This window comes from Bacillus sp. AFS077874 (genome assembly GCF_002566505.1).
Taxonomy (GTDB): Bacteria; Bacillota; Bacilli; order Bacillales; family Bacillaceae_G; genus Gottfriedia.
In genome coordinates, this window is the sequence record NZ_NUYF01000013.1 from 154,762 (window position 1) to 178,907 (window position 24,146).

Annotated in this window: 17 protein-coding genes and 1 other annotated feature; of the genes, 8 read left to right on the forward strand and 9 right to left on the reverse strand. The window is 31.6% G+C overall.

The window, feature by feature from the left end:
- Positions 1–525 precede the first annotated feature (525 nt).
- Positions 526–785 (forward strand) — a binding site (T-box leader).
- Between the two features lie 66 nt (positions 786–851).
- The 3 genes from COJ46_RS16010 to COJ46_RS16020 are packed head-to-tail and all read left to right on the forward strand — an operon-like array spanning position 852 to position 2,953.
- Positions 852–1,628 (forward strand): amino acid ABC transporter substrate-binding protein, encoded by a 777-nt coding sequence (locus tag COJ46_RS16010; RefSeq protein ID WP_097973189.1) that lies wholly within the window; start codon positions 852–854, stop codon positions 1,626–1,628.
- 16 nt (positions 1,629–1,644) lie between these two features.
- Positions 1,645–2,286 carry an amino acid ABC transporter permease gene (locus tag COJ46_RS16015; RefSeq protein ID WP_097973187.1) on the forward strand — a complete coding sequence of 214 codons (642 nt, stop codon included), beginning with the start codon at positions 1,645–1,647 and terminating at the stop codon, positions 2,284–2,286.
- A 13-nt stretch (positions 2,287–2,299) separates the two neighbouring features.
- On the forward strand, positions 2,300–2,953 hold the full coding sequence (locus COJ46_RS16020) for an amino acid ABC transporter ATP-binding protein (protein WP_097973186.1): 654 nt from the start codon (positions 2,300–2,302) through the stop codon (positions 2,951–2,953).
- A 397-nt stretch (positions 2,954–3,350) separates the two neighbouring features.
- Here COJ46_RS16020 and COJ46_RS16025 read toward each other — a convergent pair whose 3' ends face one another.
- The 5 genes from COJ46_RS16025 to COJ46_RS16045 form a co-directional block, all read right to left on the reverse strand.
- Complete coding sequence (locus COJ46_RS16025) at positions 3,351–4,367, reverse strand: cytochrome d ubiquinol oxidase subunit II (protein ID WP_097973184.1); 1,017 nt, start codon at positions 4,365–4,367, stop codon at positions 3,351–3,353.
- A gap of 114 nt (positions 4,368–4,481) precedes the next feature.
- A complete protein-coding gene (locus COJ46_RS16030) occupies positions 4,482–5,813 on the reverse strand; it encodes a cytochrome ubiquinol oxidase subunit I (RefSeq protein ID WP_097973182.1) in 1,332 nt (443 codons plus the stop codon).
- Between the two features lie 227 nt (positions 5,814–6,040).
- Positions 6,041–7,369 (reverse strand): MATE family efflux transporter, encoded by a 1,329-nt coding sequence (locus COJ46_RS16035; RefSeq protein WP_097973373.1) that lies wholly within the window; start codon positions 7,367–7,369, stop codon positions 6,041–6,043.
- A gap of 59 nt (positions 7,370–7,428) precedes the next feature.
- Positions 7,429–7,797 (reverse strand): GIY-YIG nuclease family protein, encoded by a 369-nt coding sequence (locus COJ46_RS16040; protein ID WP_097973181.1) that lies wholly within the window; start codon positions 7,795–7,797, stop codon positions 7,429–7,431.
- A 19-nt stretch (positions 7,798–7,816) separates the two neighbouring features.
- Positions 7,817–8,572 carry a DUF2087 domain-containing protein gene (locus COJ46_RS16045; protein WP_097973179.1) on the reverse strand — a complete coding sequence of 252 codons (756 nt, stop codon included), beginning with the start codon at positions 8,570–8,572 and terminating at the stop codon, positions 7,817–7,819.
- A gap of 563 nt (positions 8,573–9,135) precedes the next feature.
- Between COJ46_RS16045 and COJ46_RS16050 the strand changes: the two genes are divergently transcribed.
- The gene (locus COJ46_RS16050) at positions 9,136–10,434 is read left to right on the forward strand and encodes a polysaccharide deacetylase family protein (RefSeq protein ID WP_097973177.1); all 1,299 of its coding nucleotides are present in this window, start codon (positions 9,136–9,138) and stop codon (positions 10,432–10,434) included.
- Between the two features lie 112 nt (positions 10,435–10,546).
- Here the strand turns inward: COJ46_RS16050 and COJ46_RS16055 are convergent, their stop codons facing one another.
- The gene (locus COJ46_RS16055) at positions 10,547–11,113 is read right to left on the reverse strand and encodes a GNAT family N-acetyltransferase (protein WP_097973176.1); all 567 of its coding nucleotides are present in this window, start codon (positions 11,111–11,113) and stop codon (positions 10,547–10,549) included.
- A 449-nt stretch (positions 11,114–11,562) separates the two neighbouring features.
- Here COJ46_RS16055 and COJ46_RS16060 point away from each other — a divergent pair, with 449 nt between their 5' ends.
- The 3 genes from COJ46_RS16060 (at position 11,563) to COJ46_RS16070 (ending at position 15,222) form a co-directional block, all read left to right on the forward strand.
- Entirely contained in the window at positions 11,563–12,048 is a 486-nt protein-coding gene (locus COJ46_RS16060) for an RNA polymerase sigma factor SigV (RefSeq protein ID WP_097973174.1), read from the forward strand.
- A gap of 24 nt (positions 12,049–12,072) precedes the next feature.
- Positions 12,073–12,945: an anti-sigma-V factor RsiV gene (gene rsiV / locus COJ46_RS16065; RefSeq protein WP_097973172.1), complete on the forward strand. Its 873-nt coding sequence runs from the start codon at positions 12,073–12,075 to the stop codon at positions 12,943–12,945.
- A gap of 249 nt (positions 12,946–13,194) precedes the next feature.
- Positions 13,195–15,222, forward strand: coding sequence for an acyltransferase family protein (locus tag COJ46_RS16070; protein WP_097973170.1), 2,028 nt, complete (start codon positions 13,195–13,197; stop codon positions 15,220–15,222).
- A gap of 33 nt (positions 15,223–15,255) precedes the next feature.
- Here COJ46_RS16070 and COJ46_RS16075 read toward each other — a convergent pair whose 3' ends face one another.
- A complete protein-coding gene (locus COJ46_RS16075) occupies positions 15,256–19,413 on the reverse strand; it encodes a S8 family serine peptidase (RefSeq protein ID WP_097973168.1) in 4,158 nt (1,385 codons plus the stop codon).
- Positions 19,414–19,830: 417 nt separating this feature from the next.
- Here COJ46_RS16075 and COJ46_RS16080 point away from each other — a divergent pair, with 417 nt between their 5' ends.
- Positions 19,831–21,051: a helix-turn-helix domain-containing protein gene (locus COJ46_RS16080; RefSeq protein ID WP_097973166.1), complete on the forward strand. Its 1,221-nt coding sequence runs from the start codon at positions 19,831–19,833 to the stop codon at positions 21,049–21,051.
- A 46-nt stretch (positions 21,052–21,097) separates the two neighbouring features.
- On the opposite strand, the gene COJ46_RS16085 is transcribed toward COJ46_RS16080, so the two are convergent.
- Positions 21,098–21,904 (reverse strand): M15 family metallopeptidase, encoded by an 807-nt coding sequence (locus tag COJ46_RS16085; protein ID WP_286133378.1) that lies wholly within the window; start codon positions 21,902–21,904, stop codon positions 21,098–21,100.
- 642 nt (positions 21,905–22,546) lie between these two features.
- Positions 22,547–24,121 (reverse strand): SagB family peptide dehydrogenase, encoded by a 1,575-nt coding sequence (locus tag COJ46_RS16090; RefSeq protein WP_097973165.1) that lies wholly within the window; start codon positions 24,119–24,121, stop codon positions 22,547–22,549.
- Positions 24,122–24,146 lie beyond the last annotated feature (25 nt).

Genomic DNA, 24,146 nt, shown 5'->3' on the forward strand with positions numbered 1-24,146 from the left:
CTCGTTCTTTTTTAATATATGTTAATTATATCATACGATTCTTTAGATATACTTTGAGCGCATGAATTTTTTGTTAAATCTAAGAAAATTCTTATATCTATCGCTTTGTCGTTGAGTAGTATTATTAACGCAACAAAAAGAAATAGCCCATATGCTTTTGCACGGCATGGACTACTTCTTTGAATTACTTAGATAAAACCATCTCGGCTTATTTACCAAGAACGAGTGATTTCCCGCCCGTTCTTAATGATAATTTATCATATTTTTTAATCGAAATTTATAAAGTATATGTTATTTTTGTGAATTGATAATATTTGACAATCCCAATCAGTTCTATCAGTATTCAATCGACAATTTTCCATATTTCCCGAGAAATTTCCTATCCAAGTTTTGACAAAATCAAAGTTTTTTCAAATAAAATTTGTTGACAGTTGTTTGTAATCTGTAATATTATTTGTTCATCGCAAAACAAACTAGTTTGATTTTATAAAAACTGCAGTATTGAACATATTTGAAAATTTAATTTTAAAAGCATTGATGAGAAATAGTAAAAGTATTAAGTTCTTAAACAGAGAGTTCCCGGTTGGTGCGAGGGGCATAAGACAATATTTTGAACACATCTCTGAGCTGAGCACCGAACCCTTTTTGGTAGTAGACTGTTTCCGGATTCCCTGCACCCGTTATCGTGCTAGAGTATAGCTTAATTGCTGCACTTGAAGAGGTTGGTATCGTGAGGTATCAATAAATAGAGGTGGAACCACGTGAGTAATACTCCCGTCCTCTAGCTATTCCATATAGCTAGAGGTCGGGAGTTTTTTGTTTTTCAAAAATATTTTAAGGGAGAGAGTAAAATGAATAAAAAATTAATGTCAGCAATGATCATTTGTATGATTTCAATATTAGTTGTAACTGGTTGTGGAAAAGAAAAACGAAATGCAAACGAAGTAGTCGTTGGATTAGATGATACTTTTGTACCAATGGGTTTTAAAGATGATAAAGGTAAGGTTGTAGGTTTTGATATTGATTTAGCAAAAGAAGTATTTAAACGTGAAAATATGAAAGTAACTTTCCAACCAATTGATTGGTCAATGAAAGAGACTGAATTAAAATCAGGAAATATTGATGCAATTTGGAACGGCTATTCAATTACAGATGAGCGTAAGAAAAAAGTAAATTTCTCAGATGCATATTTAAAAAATAGACAAGTTATTATCACCCTAGCAAATTCAAAAATAAAAACAAAATCAGATTTAAAAGGTAAAAATGTTGGGATTCAAGAAGGATCAAGTTCTTTAGATGCAGTTAACAAAGATAAAAACTTAGTAACATCATTTAACGGTAGTAAACCTGTGTTATATGAAAATAACAACCAAGCTTTAATGGACTTAGAATCAAAACGTGTAGATGTGGTTGTAGCGGATGAAACATTAGCTAGATATTACATGAACAAAAGAGGCCAAAACAAATACAAAATTTTAGAAGACAACTTCGGTGAAGAAGAATATGGAATTGGCGTTAGAAAAGATGATGCTGATTTACTTAAAAAAATTAACAAAGAAATTAGTGCTCTGAAAAAAGATGGTACTTATGACAAAATTTACAAAAAATGGTTCGGTACATTGAAATAAAAAGGAGCTTACGATCATGGAACAAATTACATCTTTATTACCTTCCATGCTTGATGGATTAAAAATAACGCTAGAGGTTTTCTTAATTACTCTAGCGTTAGCAATTCCACTTGGAATCATCATTGCACTTGGAAGACTTTCGAATATTACAGCCATCAAATCAATTATTAGTTCTTATATTTTATTAATGCGTGGTACACCTCTACTTTTACAATTAATCTTTATCTTTTTTGGTTTACCATTAGTCGGAATAGTCTTTGACCGTTTTACAACAGTTATTATCGCATTTGCACTTAATTATGCAGCTTATTTTGGAGAAATATTCAGAGCTGGTATCCAATCAGTTGATAAAGGTCAATATGAAGCAGCAGAGGTTTTAGGTTTGAGTCGCAGTCAAACTTTTAAAAGAATTATTCTGCCTCAAATGACTAAAAAAGTATTACCTCCTGTTTCAAACGAAGTAATTACGCTAGTAAAAGATTCAGCTCTTGTATATGTAGTCGGACTTGATGATATGCTTCGAGTAGCTAAAATCGCATCTAATACAAGCGCATCACTACTACCTCTTGTTTTCGTTGGTATTATTTATCTTCTACTAACAGCAATATTAACGAATTTATTTAAACGATTAGAAAATCGATATTCATATTATAAATAAGGAGAGACTAAAAATGTTAAAAGTAAACAACTTAACAAAACAATTTAATAAACAAACCGTATTAAATGAAGTCTCTTTTGAAGTTAATAAAGGAGAAATCGTTACTCTACTAGGACAATCAGGAGCAGGTAAAACGACAATACTTCGTTGTATTAATGGTTTAGAAAGCTTCGATGGTGGATCAATTGAAATAGATGGCCAAATGATAAAATCTAAAAAAGATCTTTTAAAAGTAAGAAAAAGCGTTGGTCTCGTTTTTCAAAACTATAATTTATTCCCACATAAAACAGTAATTGAAAATATTATTGAAGCCCCTACACTTGTATTAGGTATGAATAAAGAAGAAGCTTCAAAAAGAGCAATGGATTTATTAAAACAAGTTGGTCTAAGTGATAAAGCAAATTCATTACCAAACGAGTTATCAGGCGGACAACAGCAACGTGTAGCAATCGCTAGAGCGTGTGCACTACAGCCAAAAATTCTTTGCTTTGATGAACCTACTTCAGCTCTGGATCCTGAACTAACGAACGGAATTGCTGAGATTATGAAAAAATTAGCAAATGACGGAATGAGCATCCTTGTCATTACTCACGACATGGAATTCGCAAGTAATGTTTCGACTCGTACGCTACTTGTAAAAGAAGGAAAAGTTTTAGAAAGTGCATGAATGTAACGGAAACTAGGTTATATTTTAAAATATTTGATTAGATTTTACCCTTTTTTCTATCTATCTAAATAATACGAACGTAAATTCAGGTGAATTTAGCATGTTAATTGCAGATTCACCTTTTTTATTTGCAGCTCCATCAGTTTATTTGCAGTTCCAACCGATTTATTTGCAACCCCGTCGCTTTAGCGCAGTTCCATAAAATTTATTTGCAGTTCACCCTACCTCATCCTTTATTCAAAAAAAAGCGCCCCAATGTTATAGGCGCCTCTCCACTCATTATTCAATGAAAAAATTTACTAATAAAAGATAATCCCATTATTAAAGCTACAATAAAACATAGAAGTACAAGCCGCTTTTCATGTTTATTAGAAGAGTGCATTTCATCTCCCCCACTTTACTTTTTGCCTTGAACATACTCGGCATCAAATAAAAATAGTTTAAATAAGAACAATAGCGATGGAACTAATAGTAGTAGCCCTAAGACAAATACACTTACTAGCATGGTACCGGATGTTTGATTGGTGTATCCATTGTATATCGTAATATATGGATCTAATATATATGGCAAATGCGCTGCTCCATAGCCGAAAAAAGCAAAGAAGAATTGGAGCATTACAAATATAAAGGCTGTTCCGTAATTTCGTTTTAGTAAAATTAATGATGATGCTATTAAAAAACAAACTAATGATAATAAAAACATCCACCAATAATGATTAACGATATTTTCATAAAATCTAACATTATTATCTCTTAATCCTACAAATATAAGAAAGCTTGATAGGATTGTTGGTACGGTCCAATATAAAGCATATTGTCTTAATATCGCTAACGCACTTTCATCTTTTGCTTTACTTGCGTAATAGGTTAAAAATGTTGCGCTAATATATAAGACTGAAATGATTGCAATGATTACAACACTCCAGGAGTAGATACTTGTTAATAGGTTTTTAGCTAAAAATTGAACGACTCCATTTTTTTCTACTATATACCCTCCTCCGGAAATGGTCAGAACTGTACAAAGTGAAGCTGGAATCAATAGGCCTGTGGCTCCATATAAGAATAAATAAACTTTGTTTTCCTTGGATCCATAATTAGAAAAGGCATAAAACGAGCCTCTAATTGCCAATAGGACTAGCGAAATACTTCCTGGGATTAATAGAGCCGTCCCATAGTAAAATGCAACACTTGGAAAAAAGCCTATAATGCCAACAAAGAAAAATACAAAAAATACATTCGTTATCTCCCAAACAGGTGATAAATATCTACTAATCAAATTATTTATTAAGTGATCCTTTTTCGTTACTTTTCCATAATAAGCAAAGAATCCAGCACCGAAGTCAATTGATGCAATAATGATATATCCATATAGAAATATCCATAAAACGATTATTCCTAATAACTCAATATTCAATGTTCACCCTCCTATTCATTGGCTTTGTCACAAATTCAAGCAATACTCTTTCAAGCTACAACATTTACTTATTCGTAACTTACCGAGAGTTTTACGATTGAAATTTAACAGAGCCTATTTTTTTAAACGATATTGAAGTTCATCTTCGGGTGGATTATGAATGAACATTTTTCGAATAACGATTGTACAAAAGACTCCTAAAAATACATACAATACAAAAAATAACCAAAACATACCGCCTAGTCCTTTGGCAGTTGTGGCTCCCTCTGAAACCTTCATATATCCTCTTAATATCCATGGCTGGCGGCCAATTTCGGCAATCATCCATCCAAGTTCGATATTGATCATCGCTAATGGGCCAGTCAGCGCCAGACCACGTAAAAGCCATTTATTATGCATCCAATTTTTCTTCTTGATAGAAAACACAACAAATATGAAGGTCATCGATATAATTAAGCCGACAAATGTCATTTTAATATCAAATAAATAATGTATGAACAAAGGTGGCGTCTCATCTTTTGGAAATTCATTTAATCCAATTACTGGTGCATTAAAATCTGAGAAAGATAAAAAGCTTAGCAGTTTAGGAATTCGAATTTCATATTTTACTTCATGTGTTTTATCATCTAGTGTTCCGAATAAGACAAAATCTGCCCCTCTTTCTGTCTCAAAATGCCATTCAATAGCTGCTAGTTTTTCTGGTTGGTATTTAGCAAGGAATTTTGCTGATACATCTCCTGTGACACCTGTTAAAACGGCAAAAATTAATCCTAGTGTTGCTGCTAATCGAAGCCCTTTTCGTGTGTATTCCGTATTCTTTCCTCTTAATAATTGAATAGCGGCGATCGACGTTAATATAAGTGCGGATGCAACATATGCAGTAACAATTACATGTAAAGTTTTAGAAGGAGCAGCTGGATTGAACATTGCAGCGATTGGATCGACCGTTTTAATTATTCCATTTTTCAAAGTAAAACCTTGTGGAGTATTCATGAACGCATTTACTGTCGTGATAAAAAATGCTGACAAAGTTGAACCTAATATAACAGGTAAAATGATCAACCAATGATAAATAGGTTTTTTAAATCGGTCCCAAGTATATAAATAGATCCCAAGGAATATCGCTTCAAAAAAGAAAGCGAATGTTTCCATAAACAATGGGAAACTAATTGCTTGACCCGCGATTCTCATAAAGCTCGGCCATAATAAAGATAGTTGTAGACCAATACAAGTACCAGTTACTACTCCAACTGCAACGGTAATTGTGTAACCTCTGGCCCATCTTCTCGCCATTAGCGTGTAATGTGGATCCTTTTTTAAGATTCCTAACCCTTCTGCAATTGCAATCATTAAGGGTATTCCTACACCAATTGTTGCAAAAATAATGTGAAATACTAGTGTCATACTTGTTAGTAATCTACTGAGTGTGACATTATCCAACTCCATCACGAAATCCCCCCTATAATGTAATATCTTATTGTCCAATGAAATTAATTATTCTAATCAAATGACCGATCATGTTACGATTTTATGAACATAATCAGTAAAATTGCATTTTAATTTGTATCTATAAAAGTATGTTCCTATAAGAATAAAGGTATACGGTATTTCTTAAGGGAAAACAAATAACCACAAGGAATTCCCTTGTGGTTTTAGTTCATATAAATAATAAATTAATTAACTAAACGGACTATACGTTTCTTTCTCCATGAAAATTTATAATATAAAAAGTTTAATCCAAGTCCAACTATAAAAGCTGCCGGGTATCCGAACCAAATTCCTTTCATTCCGAGACTTGTGTAATGAGATAAAAGATAGGCTACAGGTACTTCAATACACCATATTACAAATATACTAATAAGCGTTGGCCATAGTACTGCTCCACTAGCACGCATTGTAGACGATAAAATAAATGAATGTCCGAGTATTAAATATCCCCATAACGTAATCATTAATAAACTATTCGCTATTTGTACAGTACTATCATTCGTTAGAAATAAATTTAAAATAGGCTTTGAGAAAAAATAAGTGAGTAATACTACTATGCCACCTAGCACATAGTTAAGTAATAATCCTATTTTAATAACTTGGTTTAATCGATCAACCTGATTTGCTCCTATTGACTGAGCAGCAAAAATTGATACTGCGATTCCAATACAATTTGATGGCATTTGAACATAACTTACTAACTGATTTACAACCCCATAGGATGCAGTAGCCTCTGATCCATATTGATTAACAAAAGTAATAACGGCAATCTCAGAAATCGAAAGAAATACCATATTAATACTCGTTGGAATACCTAGTTTTAAAATTAGTTTTAAAAGTTCAGGATCCATCTTTAAATAGTTTCTTAACGAAGTATCAAGACGAAGTGGATGATTCGTTTTGTGTAAGTATATGAATAGAACTATACATGTCAAAACCGTTGAACCTATTGATGCATATGCTGCCCCATATATGCCTAGCTTCGGTATACCTACCCAACCAAATACTAATGGTGGTAAAAGTGCAACATTTAAAACTGTACTTAATATAAGAAAATAAAATGGTGTTTTTGAATCCCCAATACCTCTCATTAGAGTTGTATATACCATATAGGTAAATAGCACGGGAATCGACCAAAATAAAATGGAAGCATAATGTGTACTTATATGAAGAATATTTTCAGGAGTTCCTATAAAACTCAAAAGTTTTTCAATAAAAATATTGCCAATGATTGCAAGCACTACAGAGAGGAAAAGAGTAAAAGTAAGAGTCGTTCCAACAATCGCTTTTACTCTATCTTCAAGTTTTGCCCCATGTGCCTGACCAATCAAAATTGAACTGCCAGAGCCAATTCCAATAATAAATGATACTAAAAAGAAAAATATAGGAAAGAAAGCTGAAATTGCAGCTAATGCATTTTCCCCTAACCAATTTCCTACTATAATCATGCTAAAAACCTGGCCAATCGACTGCATAATATTACTTAAAAGTAATGGAATTAGAAACATAATCATTGGGCGTAATAAAGTAAATTTTACTTTTTTTTGCTCCTGAGGATTAATCTCAGATGTAATCAAGTCTGATCACCCTTGCTATTGTTTGTGTGATATCCTCTTTCACCATAAGGTTGAAGTTTTTCTAACCATTTTTCCTCAAGTCTTTTTAGATCTCCCTTGATACCTAATGGACTAATGTCTTCTTCCTTTAAAATTTCTAATTCCTCAAATACAAATGACTCTTTTCCATATTCATTCCATTCATGTTGAAGTGTTTTATTTGTACAAGACCCTGCCTCTAATTCAAATTTCTTTCCATTAATTGTTTTTAAATTTTTAGTACTTACTATGAATATTTTTTGATTTTTCACGTTTTTAATTTGATAAATACCTGCTTGAACTTTCGTTTCTTTATATTGCATTTTTAATTCTTTTTTTCTACTCATTTTTAACAACCTTTCTCTTCTAAGCTTTTAACCAATAACTACTGCCATCCGACTTTCGATCAATAAAGCCATATTCAATTAAGTATCTTCTTAACACGACATAATCAGGATAAATAGCTGTCAGTACTTCATTTATCTCTTTTTCTGTATATTTCTTATTTGGTGAAAATCTTTTAACGATTTCTCTTAGAACAACAAGCTTTTGTTTTTCCTTTAATGGAAATTTTTTTAATGGTCCCTCTATGCCTTCCGTAAAGTATTTTTTTAAGGTTTTTTCCATTTCATCTTCCGTAATGTTATAGCGCTCATCGACCATTTTTGCTGTTTTATGAAGTGGTAAAAAACTTGGCGCATGCTCATCCTTTTCTTTTAAAAGCTCCATCATGACAAGAAATAATTTTGCTTGTCTTTCTTTTTCCTTTAAAACAAAGCGATGATTTCTAATCGTAGAAGCACTACCGATACCAGTTTCTTTTTGAATATCTGTATCACTCTTCCCTTGATAAAAAAGACGTAAAAGATGGTTTTGATGTTCTGTTAATCCTGTTAGTTTTTTATCCAGCTGGATCAAATAATCGAAAACAGAGTCATGACTTTGTTCTATATGAACTCTCATGTATTTTTCAGCTTCATATAAAATACCTGAATCTTGATAAATAATTCCTTTTTCAATTTTTTTACTACAGAGTAAACATAAATAATGATTTTCCTCTTCGATATATCCTTGTTTTAATTCTTCTATATCTGCATTCCAAAAAACGTCTAAATTTTCCACTTAACAAACACAACCCTTTTTTGTTTATTATTTACCAAACAAACTTTCAAAACGTTTATTTATTTACAAACATAATATGTTATTGTTTGCAAAATGTCAATTTTACTTTTTAATTTTTATACTTTCTTATTTTAAAAAAGGATGCCTCAAAAGACCTTTTAAAATGTTAGAACTCTTAATTTACACAAAAAAAGCATCTCAAAGGTACTTTTTTCCTAATGAGATGCCATTTCAATCTATTAAAAATTATTAAATGGTACTTTCTATACTTTTCAACTTAATTCTCTTGTTCCAAAGGGACTAATTTCAAATCTTCAATTGACAATTTCTTACAGTACTTTACAATTAAATTGTAAGGCAAATTTAATATTCGACATATTTTAAAGTATTTAAAAAACCTGTTCTCAATAGGGAAAATCTTTACATATTATTTTCCTTATAGACTAATATATTTAAAGAAAAACAGTAGAAATAATTATGACAAAAGATATAGTTTTAGATCAGTCTATACTGTCTTTAAATACACGAAAATTAATGATTTCTTTACAAGATAGGAGGAAGTTATGTCAATTAACAATGAAAAACATATTGAGCTTTTATCAATCGAACAAAAATTCGATAAATCCTTTTTACATATAAAACTATTATTTAATCAAGAAATAGAACTTCATTGGGAAATTGACAACGAAACGGCCAATCTTATGAAATCAAAAATTATTTTTGATGAAAATTATAAGTTTAGCCTTTCTTTATGTAGTACTTGGGATGAGGATAAACATCAGTTTACTAGTTTTGTAACTAAATTAAATAATAATGAGAGTGAAAAAATCTACTTTTCTTGTTCAGAAGAGTTTCATCTTCAACTTCACTCCATAAAAAATATGAAGGATCTTAGAATTTTAATTGATCTACCTTATTTATCAATTAGTCGATCCAGTTCCAAAAAAGAAAAGAGTATTTCGAAACGTTATAAACTTTATGGGTGGCTTACTGTTGCTGCTATTAGTATTCTATCGATTAGTTTAATAGCTTATAAGAGTCAAACTTGTAAATCAGAATCTTTATTTTGCGGAAAAAAACCAGCAAAAGCTGAAAGTGTTGCAAAGGCACAAAATTCAAAATCTCCAGAGAAACCAAATAAAACCAATCAGGATAAACATGATCCAAAGAAAACTGATATTAAAAACGTATCTCAACCGAATGTGCACACAAATGAGCCGGATGTTAGATATGTAATAAAGCAAGAACCAATCAATAAACCTGTCCAATCAATTTATCCGACTGTAAAATTAAACAATGTAGTTAACTATAGTATCCCACAAGGTAGCGTAGCCCTTACTTTTGATGATGGTCCCTCGAAATATTCAAAGGAAATTGTAAATGTTTTAAAAAAATACAAAGTAGGCGGTACTTTTTTCTATATCGGAGATAACGTTCAAAGATATCCTGATTGTGTACAATACGCATATTCTAACGGTTACTCAGTTGGAAGCCACTCCATGCACCACAATGACTACTTAAAACTATCTTATAAAAATCAAGAAGATGATATGGTTAGAACAAGTAACTTAATAACAAATATTACTAAGCAAGACACTACTCTCTTCAGACCACCATACGGTGCAAAAAACCAAGCAACTATTGAATTAATGCAAAAACATCAATTTAAAATGGTTCTATGGGATAAAGATACTGAAGATTGGAAGAACCGCAATACAAATACAATTATCAATTACGTTAAAAGCCACACCGAATCTGGGAGTATCATTCTACTTCACGAAACTAAACCTTCTTTAGATGCTTTACCACAAATTATTGAATATCTACAATCAAAAAATTTAAAAATTGTTAGTTTAAATTAAAAAAGTAGTCGCTATTAGCTTAGCGACTACTTTTTTATTCAAACGTTTGTTTAAACTTTAAAATCCTAATGGATGAAAAAATAGAAACCTAATTGATTCTCTATTTTTCTTATTATTTGGAGTAATACCTTTCATTCGTTAACTCAAAAATGCATGAATGTATGTCTTCTTCATCCGCCGATTTCTTCTTTACCAAGCCTTTATTAATAAATTTATTTCTCTCTAAAATTTGGATTGATTTTTGATTTTCTGATTGAACAATTCCTTCAATGACATGTAATTCAAGTGTATTAAATCCATATGCTAACACTGCTTTTAAAGCCTCTTGCATGATTCCTTTACCTTGAAGCTCTGGTGAAAGTTCATATCCAACTTCCCCTTTCGATTGCTCGATCGAAAAATTCCACAAGCAAATTGTACCGATTAATTGATCACTTTCTTTAAGAGTAATTGCCCAAAGAACCCAATCATTACGTTCAATTCCGTCATTAATCATTATTATATATTGAAGTGCTTCATCAACTTCTTTTGCAATCGGTCTGTTTATATATTGAGACATCTTTTCATTTGATCGTAATGCGAATATCTCATATTGATCTTCATTATTCATTTGTCTTAAAACTAATCGATCCGTAACTATTTTTGGAAATGGGTTAAAAATATAGTGTTCTTTAATCATATATCCTCCAACTAAATTAGTAAGTTTAGTACAGTTTGTAGACTCTTATTACTATTATCTATAATCTCAATAGGTAAATAAATAGCTAACATATTTATGATTAAATTGTTTGATTCGTTGTACATTCAGCATTTTAAAATAAAACAACTATAAAAGAGCAAGAGTTTAAGATTCTAGCATTTTTTGTTTTGGTTCTAAAACGCTAGTTGATTGGAGCTGAAGTACTCTTTAGCTCTTTTTTTTGATTAATTGTCTATAGTTTGTTTACGAATAGGTATGCCATCTGTATACTACTAATTTAGGCCAAATTCCCATTAAACTGTTTGGCTGATTTTTAGTAAAAATTTCCTTAAATGTTTTTTACTTTTTATAAAACTTTTTCGAATAGGTATACGTCTTTTATAATGTGTACCTTCTTAGATACGTATCTCAAAAAAGGAGCTCTTTAAATGAAGGGGAAATCTAACTTAGAAAAGGAACTTGTAGATTTTATTATTAATAATAAAGATGATTTTTATCGGTTAGCTTATAGCTACGTTAAAAATTCAGAAGATGCGGTGGATATATTACAAGATTCTATTCATAAAGCCATTTCCTCAAAAGATAAATTAAAAAATGAACAATCTTTAAAAAGTTGGTTTTATAGAATTGTAGTAAATACATCATTAGATTTTTTAAGAAAACAAAAAAAAGTAACTGTAATGGATGAAGAAACGATTGAGTTATATTCTTCAGGTCAGGATGATAATTATACGGATATTGATTTAGAAAGATCATTAGAATCTTTACCAACTAAATATCGGGTTGTAATTGTCCTCAGGTATTTCGAAGACTTAAAGATTGAAGAAGTTGCTGAAATTTTACAGGAGAGTCCAAATACTATAAAAACTCGTTTATATAAAGCTTTAGAAATACTCCGGATTAAAATGAAATGAATTTATTTTTGGGAGGCCAATTAGTTGGATAAAAAATTAGAAAAATTAAGATCGGACTATAAAAATGTCCCTATCCCTGATAATTTGGACATTATTGTTAAAAAAGCAATTAAACGTTCCATACAAAAAAGATTCCCTCTAAAGTCAATTACAGGTTTTTTTACTGCTGCACTATTTGTTTTATCAATCAATACTAGTTCGACTTTTGCAAAGACATTATCGAATGTTCCAATACTTGGAAATGTTGTTAATGTACTAACTTTTACTGAATATACTGTAGATGAGCCAACCTATAAGGCAGATTTAAAAGTCCCTGCGGTTAATAATTTAAAAAATAAAGATTTAGAGCAAAGCTTGAACAAAAAATACTTAGAAGAAAATAAGAAGCTATATGATCAATTTATGAAAGAAACAGAGTCTGTAAAAAAAGATTCTGGTGCACACTTAGGAATTGATAGTGGTTATGAAGTTAAAACAGATAATGAGGACATATTGTCGATTGAAAGATATGTTGTTAATACTGCTGCTTCCTCTTCAACAACTATGAAATTTGACACAATTGACAAGAAAAATGAAATTTTATTGTCTTTACCTATTCTTTTTAAAGATCAATCATATGTAAAAATAATTAGCGAAAACATTAAAGAACAAATGAAAGAGCAGATGAAAAAAGATGAAAGTAAGGTATACTGGATACCGGAAGCAAATCTTGACTATTCAATTGATCCTTTCGTAACCATTAAAGACAATCAAAATTTTTATATAAATAAAGATCATAAGCTTGTTATTTCATTTGATAAATATGAAGTTGCCCCTGGTTATATGGGTGTTGTTGAATTCACGATTCCAACTGACGTTCTTTCAAAAGTTTTAGTTGGACATCATTACATTAGATAAATTTTAAACAAACGAATAAAGGAGCCACTCTTAATTGATTAGGTTTGGCTCTCTTTTAAGAAAAACAAATACATTAAACAAATAGCCAAATATATAAAGAAGGCTGATATAAATAGTTAAATTAGGGGAAGGGGAAATTAGTAATGAACTTCGCGGTTCAGACGGTTAAAAAATTAAATTTTATAATAGCTCAACATTTGTTCGAAAAAGAAATCGTTTATGAGGTGTTTAAACAAAGAGGTTCTGCTTATGTCTAATACAAATAAACAGTTTCGTTATATGGCTGGATTAGATGGGCTTAGAGCATTAGCAGTTTTATCGGTCATTGCATATCACTTAAATTTTTCCTTTGCTTCTGGTGGGTTCCTAGGAGTAACAGTATTCTTTGTACTTTCAGGTTATTTGATTACTGATTTATTAATTGCCGAGTGGAGTACAAATCAAAGGATCGACTTAAAAAGTTTTTGGTACCGCCGCGCAAAAAGACTTTTACCTGGAATGTTCACCTTACTACTAATTGTCATTGCATTTGTTTCATTATTCAAATCATCAATGATCGGAAATTTAAAACAAGATTCAGTAGCTGCAATATTTTATTACAGTAATTGGTGGTATATTTTCCATCATCTTTCATATTTTGAGTCTTTTGCAAATCCTTCAATATTAAATCATTTTTGGTCGTTAGCAGTTGAAGAGCAATTTTATATTATTTGGCCAATCCTTACTTTATTAGGCTTAAAATATATTAAAAATAAAGATCGCCTATTTTTATATACATTAGTTGGTGCAATCGTTTCTGCATTACTGATGGCTATATTATTCCATCCAGGTAGTGATCCTAGTAGGGTCTATTACGGTACTGATACGAGAGCTTTTTCATTATTAATAGGAGCTTCTTTAGCATTAGTATGGCCTAGCCGAAAACTTACAAATAACGTTACAACCTCTGGAAAGATTTTAATTGATCTAGTTGGGATTACTGGTTTACTTATTTTTCTACTTATGGTCGGTAAAACAAATCAATATGATAGTTTCCTTTATCGCGGAGGAATGTTCCTATTGTCTATTTCCGCTGCAATGCTAATCGCAGCACTCGCTCACCCTACAAGTAAGATTGGTAGATTCCTAGCAATGAGACCATTGAAATGGATCGGATTACGTTCATATGGAATTTATTTATGGCAGTATCCTGTAATTATTTTATTTTCCCCTAAGGTTAACACTGGCGATATTTCACTTTTTAGAGCAATTTGTCAAATTACTTTAATATTTGTTCTTGCAGCACTATCCTATCACTATATTGAAGACCCAATTAGAAAAGGTAAACTAGGTATACTTTGGAAGAACTTCCTTGCAGGAAATATTAATTTAAAAGAATTCTTTTATAAACATATTGTGATCATAAGCACGTTTATTTTACTATCTGGGATCGCAAGCTTTGGACTATCTATGCTCCCTGATGCTCAAGGTGTAAAAGCAAGCTCAGAAATTGGATCAGTTCAATCCGTATCAAAGCAATCATCTGAAACTGTTGTTGAAAACGATACTAAAAAACCTCCTTCAACAGCTATAGTTGATCACGATAAACAGGTAACTAAGCCAATTCAGCAAAAGGATGACAATAAAACAGTAAATAATGAAGAAAAAACAGTAAATAAAGATGAAAAGCCAGTTACTGACAATACAAATAAGCAAAATAATAATGGTCAAACAACTGAAGATTCTAAACCAGTTGTAAATAACAATCAAACTCCAAATACTACTACTAATACTAAACCTGCTGATACGAATAAGCCGGCTGTTTCAAACAATAGTGTATTTATCATAGGAGATTCTGTTGTTATTAATTCAATTCCTGAACTCAAAAAAACATATTCATCCCTTTCAGTAAATGCTAAAATTGGAAGACAATTTACTGAAGCATCTGCAATTATTCAACAAGCAAAAAACACAAATTCGCTTGGTAATATTGTTGTCATAGAGCTAGGTACAAACGGTCCATTTACCGTAAAACAAATGTCTTCTCTCATCGAGTTAATTGGGAAAGATCGAAAAATTTTATTTGTTAACACGCGTGTCCCTAGACCTTGGGAATCGATTGTTAATAAAACTTTAAGAGAAGTTTCAAGTAACTATCCAAATACTAGAGTTGTAGACTGGCATAGTGCTAGCGCAAATCATAATTCATATTTTTCCCCAGATGGCGTTCATTTAAAACCAGATGGAGCAAAAGTATTTGCGTCATTACTAATAAATGCAATTGAATCGTGGAAGTAAAAAAGAGGATGCCATATAAGGCACCCTCTTTTTTTAGTTAAAGCTCTTTTTCAATTCTTCTAACGTTAATTTACCTACTTTTTCAACTGGTTTAATTGAAGTTGGGAAATAAGGATTGATTGACATAAAATTCTTTTCAACATAGTTGAAGTCTACAATATCCACAACACCATCTTTATTAAGATCTGCTTTTAGGTTAACTCCTGTTTCCCCTGCACTATTAGCAACTAGCTTCGCATCATAAATATCGATTACATTATCTCCATTTACATCTCCAGCAGCAGCAGTATCAGGATACAAGTCGTAGTACATTCCTTGTACTTTTCCATCAATCGTTTTACTTAATTTGATTTTTTTAGTGTATAAGAAATGCCCAGGAATATTAATGACTAAGGAATAATCATCTGCAGTCGCAGGAATATCAGTGATTGTCATCCATCCATTTTCTTGAATTGATGCATTATATTTTTTACCTTTTTTATCAACAACATAAGCCTTTGTACCAATTTTTGAATAATCCAGATCATAATTATCTAAATTTACAGCTTCACCATGGTAATACCCTTCTAGCATTGAGTGTTGAGAGATGAATTTAAAATGATCAGCATAGGTAGGTAAAGTAAACTTAGTTCCATCATTTGTTTGATAAGATGATTCCTGAGAATAGAATCCACTTTCTACAAAATAATTTAGATCATCAACGACTTTTAAATTAATATCTAGTAAATCCATATCGCCATTAATTGAAACTGGTAATTTCGTCTTTTTGTCTGTAATGTCTACAGCAAATGTAATAATATCTGACCAATAATCTTCTTTTATACTTGGTTTAGCAACACGAATCGTCCAATTATTTTTCTTCGCTAAGTCCTCTAACTGTTTTGATGCTTTAACGCTATCAACTTTATAATAATGTGGAAGATCGATTGTAATATTAGCGCTTGTTAAATCTTTGGCGTTATTCACCCTAAATGTATTAACAAACTCAGAACCAAGACTTACCCCATTTGTATTTGTATTTACAGTTGCATACTTATCACCTTTGTTAATAATCGTAAATTCTGGGAAAGTCGGATTTCCAGCAGTTCCATGGTCATAAGTATAAATTCTTATATTCGTCGGAAAATTTGCATATTCCTCTGGCAATACACCAAATTTGAAGTCACCATTAGCCGTAGGGAAAAACTGTGCAGTCGGCCAATAAGAATCTTGATACGCATAAACTGTATTTGCTTCTTGCGTAATGTCATGTCCTCTACTCTTCAAATAATCAACCGTATCGTCATAAACATTACCATGAACCCAATATGCGTTATAATCCTTGCCATCCATTGGATTATTTTCCGTAGTTAAATCTGTACTAGAGATTTCATTTACACCTGTTTTCTTATCAAACACTACTTTCGGAGGTGTATTATCGATAACCATGTCATTATCAACTTTGTACGTTTTACCATCTACTCCTGTACCAATATATGAAACAATATACTTACCTTCTTTTAAGTCTTCATATTCACGAGATAAAGGATTATTCGGTTCACCTGTAAAAAGCTTTACTGAACCGGTGAAACCGAATAAGATAAAGTATTCAGTATCAAGACTAAGATCTTCCATACCGGTATACGTTCCATATAATCCAATTGGTTTACCGTTTAAGTCACTAACGATTACATCCATCGATTTCATTCCACTATTCATTTTAAATGAAACAGGTACAAACGGCTCAATATATGGATGGTAGTTACTTAGATCGTTCGTTACAGCATGTTTATAAAATGTCACATTTTCGAAACCACTAGTTGAGTAGCGTACGTGGAAAGGAATTTGATATTCCTCAGTCTTCGATTCATTTTCAATGTGAATAGAACCTTCATAAATACCAAAATCGGCATTACTTGGAATCATTAAGTTTGCATCAATATTTTTACTTTCATTTCCATTTACTTCAATTGTAGATGGTAATTCCAATTTAACACCATTTTTACTAGCATCTTTTGATACACCATCCAAAGTTAAAAATTCTACATTTGTATGATACGTTTCTAGTTTCTTACCTAAATTTTTAATATTAATCGAAGTTGTTCTAGTTTGATCCTCGCTTGATTGTGCAATACTTCCAAACGGTAGAGATCCAGATATATCATCGATTTGTTTTTTGAAGCCATCCTGATCAAGTGTAATTGTTTTGTTTTGTACTTCAATCAATGTAGTATTATGAACTGCCTCATAAGCATCCACACGTCCTGCTCCAACTTCATTTACGTTGTATGTTCTTCCTTTTAATGGATCAGCTGTATTCATAAGTGCTGCTTTAACATCAGCTACTGTATAATCTGGATGTGATTGTAGTAATAATGCTGCAACTCCAGCAACATGTGGTGTTGCCATCGATGTTCCACTTAAACTTGCATAGCTATGAGAATAATCTACTCCATCTCCAGGGCTATTAATATATTCAGGTACCGTTGAAAGTGTTGATACACCAGGTGCAACCACATCTGGCTTAATATCAAAATTATTACTCACTGGTCCACGAGAACTAAAATCAGCCAATACGTCGCCGCTAGTCATATTTGAATGGAAATCTGATAGTTTAATAGTTTCCGTTGGATTTGCTTTTAAACGATCTACAAGTTTTCCTCCATCTGCTTGCAACATTTTAAATGTCGGAACATAGCCATAGTTTTCACCTAAGAAATATGGAATCTCACCGTCTACATTATTGTAAATTAAGACTGCTACTGCACCTTTTTCATGAGCACGTCTAATTTTTTCATCAAACGATATATCTCCACGGGCAATTAAAGCCACTTTTCCATTTAAATCTTTCTCAGCATAATCTTCCTCGTAACCGTTTCCAACATCAACAACATGATAATCCTTATCGAGCACATTTAAGTAATCCTTACCTAATCCATGTCCCATTAATGTATTTTGAACTGAAACATCACCTAAACTTGTTTTTACTGTTGGAATATCAGTAGGTACATCGCTTGCACCTACAGTGATTGCTAGGGGAGACGCCCCAGGTGATCCTAGTGTTCCAGGATTTGGACCAGCGTTTCCTCCAGCAACTACTGGTACGACACCTTGCAATGCTGCATTGTTTATCGCAACGGAAGTAGCACTTAAGGAATTATTGCTATTATTACCTAAAGATAGATTAATAACATCCATTCCGTCTTCTACAGCTCTCTCTATCCCAGCAATAACACTTGAATCTGAACCTGATCCATAAGGACCTAATACTCGATAAGCATATAAGTCTACCTTTGGAGCTACACCTGTCATCGCATATTCCACGTTATTATTTGGATTGGATGCAATTGTACCTGCAACATGTGTACCATGCTCAGTTACAAATGGGTTACCATCTATAGATTCAGGCTCCCCAGACGCTTTTTGATCTGCAGGCGTTGATTCCATTGGATCAGCGTCATTGTCTACAAAATCATATCCACCTTTATATGAATCTTTTAAATCAGGATGATTATAGTCAATACCAGTATCAAGAACACCTACTTTTATGCCCTGTCCTTTTAGGCCTTCACTATGTAATCGATCAACGCCAATATGCGGAAGAGCTGGCGGTATTGCTTTTCCTTCTGATTGATCTAATGTAGATAACTCATTTTTTGGCAAGCGGACCTCATTATCTTTCCAAATTCGCTTTACAACACCTGTTTGTAGAAGTGTATTAATTTGATTCGTAGGAATTGTCATTGCCATCCCATTAAATACATTCTCATATGTTTGTTTAATATCAAATTGGAAGGCTTGTTGGTTGAATGTTTGGCTTGATTTTTGCTTGGATGCCTTCTCAGTGAAAAGTTCAGTTAATCGCTGTTTAAAAAACGCTTGTTCACCTCTTACTTTTTGTTTTTTTTCTTTTGGTGATGCTTTTGATTTTGATTGTTGGGTCTCTTCTAGTGGCGATGTTTTTAGTTCAACGATGACATGCGCAGTCTTATCCTTTAATGATAGTAAACTAGGATCAATAATAAAGCCTTCTTGAGGTGTTAAGCGCTTAATTGATTGTCTTTGCTCATCTGTTAGTCCCTTTAACATTGATTCTACAGAGTTCGAAGTTGCATAAGACCTTTTTTGGGGCATTAAATAAGATGCAAAAAAGCTTGTAGTTAATACACTTGTCACCAATATGTTTAGCATTTTCTTCTTTCTAATCTTCATTTCGATGCGCTCCTTCTACTAACTTAAATTAAATTAAGTAAAAAACAATCTACTATATGAAAAAATGGTTAAATTAACTAACTCTATTTCATTCCTCCAAATAAAAAAATGATGTAGAATTAGAATAGTTAGACAAATCTAATAATTTAATTGTAATTTAGCTATTTTTCGTGGTAAATGGGGGTTTTTTCAGTCCATATTTTCATTTATAATCCTTATTTCGACATTAATCATCAATAATTAATTTTTCTTTTTAGAATTAAGTCTCATATTTTACTAAATTTATTAATTTATAGATATGTTTGGAAGAAAGTCATTTAAATTCAATAGAAATTTTTATTATTAACTTGGGGGAATCGTTGGTTTTCTGCTACTCAAACTTTTAATAAAAAGGTTTTCTAAAGGGAGAAATTTGTTATGTATGAGGGGAAAATCATAAAATATTATCGAGAAAAATCTCAGATGACACAAGAACAGTTAGGGAAAGGAATTTGTTCTAGTACACATATTAGTAAAATAGAAAGATCTCAAACAGAATATGCAAATGAAATTATTGCCCTACTATCGGTAAGACTTGGAATAAAAATCGAAAATGAGATTTTAAAATTAAAAAATATTAAGATGCGTATAAATAGTTGGCAGCAGTCTATTGTAATGCAACTATTTGACGAAATAGAAGAAATCAACTTAGAACTTGAGCAAGCAGAGTTAATTCAAATTTCAAATTATATCAATCAATATAAATTACTTCGCATCAGATATTTATTAATGAAGAATTTAATGAATGAAGCAAAAGAGCTCATTAATGAAATAAAAAAAATAAAGCACAAATTGTCGCCTTATGAAATAAATCTTTTTAGACATGTGCAAGGTATTTATCACTTAGCGAACCATGAACCATTACTTGCCATTCAGGTTTTAAAGAAAATTAATATTGAAGAATATGCAAATGAGGAATATTATTATCATTTAGCTTCTGCTTACCATTCTAATGATTTACCTGTTATGGCTTACTTTTATGCTGATAAAGCCCGTCAGTATTTCAAAAGTATTAATTCCTATCTTCGTGTAATCGACTCCGAAATGCTTATGCTAATACAAGTTAAAGATAATGAAGAATTTTCAGAGACGATTAAAGGCTTTGAAAACTTAATCCAAAGCTGTGAAATTTGTAAATCATCAGACCGAAAAGCAAGAGTATATCATAATTTAGCCTTTGAATATTACCGAAGAAAAAATTATGAGTTAGCAAAAAAATACTATTTTGAGTCTATGAAATTGAAGGATTCTAATTCTATACCATATTTACTTTCCCTAGAAGGATATATACGAAGCTCATACTATGGAGAACTATTACCTAAGGGTGAATTATTACAGTTTGTAAGTGAAGGATTTGATATTGCTTCCAAGAAAAACGACAAACTTTTTATCAACTTATTCACCTTATTAGATCTTTTAATCCTAGAAAAAGAAGAAGAATATCATCAATATATGGCAGATCATTCATTACCATTTTTTAAAAAACTAGGATTCGTTTATTTAATCAATCATTCGGAAAAAGAATTGTTTAACTATTACATTAAACAAAAACAAACCCGTAAAGCACTAAGTATGGCAAATACACTAATCAATCAGTAGATAGTAAAAGGCATGTCTCAAATTAGTGAGACATGCCTTATTATTTTTATTTTTTAGCTGGCATTGCTTCTTCAAGTGCAAGATGATTCGTATATAAATAAGTAGCGTATTCTTTTCCAACGTATCGAATATGCCATGGTTCATAGTGATATTTGGTTATATCTACTTTATCTTCTGGGTAACGAATAATAAAGCCGTATTCATGTGCGTGCTCTGCTAACCATGTTCCTTCAGGCGTTTTGGCAAAACCTACTTCTAAAGCATTACCAAATGCCGGCGATGAAACATCTATGGCTAGTCCGGTTTGATGTTCACTCGTTCCTGGATATGCACTGTATGCCTTCGTCCATGCCTCACCGTGTACAGAAACATAATTATTGTATAAAGCAACTTGTCGATCATACGAACGGTATCCTGAAATTGCTGTTAATGTATAACCATCCGCAGCTGCACCTGCAAATAACTTCTCTAATGCATGTCCAGCTTCACTTCTCATTCTAGTTTTTTCTTTTACTGCCCCATTTAATGGTATGGATGGATAGATAAGATCGTTAGGTTCATAACCATCTGGTAACTTTCGATCTTTATTAATTAAGACTAAATTTGAATCAACGTTTAACACTTCTAATAATCCAGATTCATCTTCTTTTGTAGTTTTATAATAATCTGGAAAATTTAGTACATTATCATTTTTTACAATGTCATTTTTAACCTTAGCATTCTTTTTAATAACAATCGTTTTTGGTTCTTTGTTTTGTTCATAAAGAGTACCTGCCACTCCAGCTACTAAAACTAAGGAAATTGCGATCCCTATAATTGGTTTTTTTCTACGATTTTTCATAACTCTGGACAATTTGTTTTCTCCTCCTATAATTTTTATCGTTTTTTTAATTAGTTGTTGTCGTGAGTATTTGATGATTAATAAAGGTTATTTTTATTCTAGTATCGTCACGAATTCTTTTAATCAAACTACTAATAATCAACGTTTAAGATTAAACAAAAGCTAACAAGAAAAATAGTTAAATTTGTTTTACTAAAATTAGACGATTTAATTATACAAAAAGTTTTATAATCTGACATTTTTTTTAATTATATGTTATGTTAATCAAAAGTATTTATAACCATTTTAATATTGTTTTAATATAATTTTACCGGTATACATAAAGCCATAATTCATAGAATGTTTTCCTCTAAATAGACTAATTTTTCTAAGGATCTATATGTTGGAGAATAAAATAAAAAAACCTTCTTTTTGGAAGGTTTTTTATATTTAAATAATAATTAAATTAATTATACTATAAAATTTTAATTCAAAAGAACTATTCATTCTAATTTTTGAGACTTTTGTATGTCGAAAATATGTCGATTGGGTATTGAACCCATGCCACCATTGGGTTTGGTGGATTCAATTTTATTCAGACGTTATAAACTGGAACAAAAAACAAGAATACTCAGAAAGTATTCTTGTTTTTTGTTTTTAGCTTTTTAAGATTTATTAACTATGCAAATTTCCTTTTAACCAAGGCCTATTCCGATAATGACCTATTGGAATTTGAATTAAACTTGTTTTTCCTATTTCGTCTAATTTGTATAACTCATCGCATAATTTTACATTATATCCAAGTAGTGGATGCCCCCCTAATCCTAATGCTGATGCGGCTATTAGTAAACGTTGAACCATTATGCCAGCTTCCATCTGTTGGATTCGATAGCCTCTATAACTATGTGTCGATTTTATATGTTCTATATTCCCTACTACATGTATACAAATTGGCACTTGGAATAAATTAACGGTAGGGGCACTCATTCCATATTGGAGTTGCATCCGATGATCGCCTAATTTAGTTTGTACTAGCGTATGGGTATGATCATCATAATAATAAGCACCATTGTTAATGCCTTCAACTTTATACAAACATAAATATAATTTTGGCCTGTTCTTACTATTTTTAAAGGATCCATCTAAATCATTTATATATGAGAAGGATGCTGTTGCTTCTTTAAGTAGTGTTGCTAGGTTTATTTGACTAATAGGGCGTAAAACAAAGCCAAGCTCAGGTGAAAACCGTTCTTTGCATATAGTAGCTAAATCATAAGTTAGACGATCCACTTTAGGTAATATTATTCGATGTCGTCCATCTAAAGCATCAACAGCTTCATCAACTTTTCTAAATGTTTGTGTCGATTCGATCATCGATACTTTATTCAGTTTAATTAGCATCGGGAACTCTTTAATCTTTTTCGATTTTACTAAATATTTATGTGAAACTGTTTGTAACTCTTTACTTAGATCGATCGTATTGAAATTTTTACTTTTTACATTATCTTTTGAAATCAAGGTAGATTCTTCAATAGAGAGTGGAATGACTCCGTATACACTTTCATCACGTCCATTTAAGCCGATTAAATGGTTGATCGCTTGATCTAGAAACTGGTAATATACTCCCGCTTTAAACCCAAAGCGTTTAGCCATCTCTAAAATCTGTCCAATTAGCACACCGCAATCTAACCCTTGAAGGCGATATGAAAAATTATTGTATTTAAAGAAATTTTTCCAAAACATTGTTGAAATAAAAATAGTACCAAAACACTTTGGAAGATCACATCTATTTCCTAAAGCTCTTGATACATAAGAATCAAAATTTCCTTCTCTTAATAAAACTAAGCAATGTCTAGCAACATCATAATGATAAATCCCTGAAGAGACTTGATCAGACTTAAGATATAAATACAATTCATTTGGATACAATCCTCCACCAGAAGGGATGAATCTTCGGTTTGAAGACATCATATTTACCATTTCGTTGGAGCCGGAAGTTATTGCTGTTTGAGCAACTTGAGCTATTCCATATACATACCATAGAAAGTAGCCTATTTCGTCTAAATTCGGCTCAATTGAGTCCCTTTTTTCTTTTAAGGATAATGGAACGTTAAGAGAAAGTGGAATAGTAGGTAAATCTTTATAAAGCTTATAAGTTAGTGGGGCATCCTCCCAATCTACTTCCCAATCAATTTGATTTGCCTTATCAATATCAAAATGAAGATTGTGTAGAAATGTTTGTAAACTCATCCAAAATGACCTCCTAGAACACCAC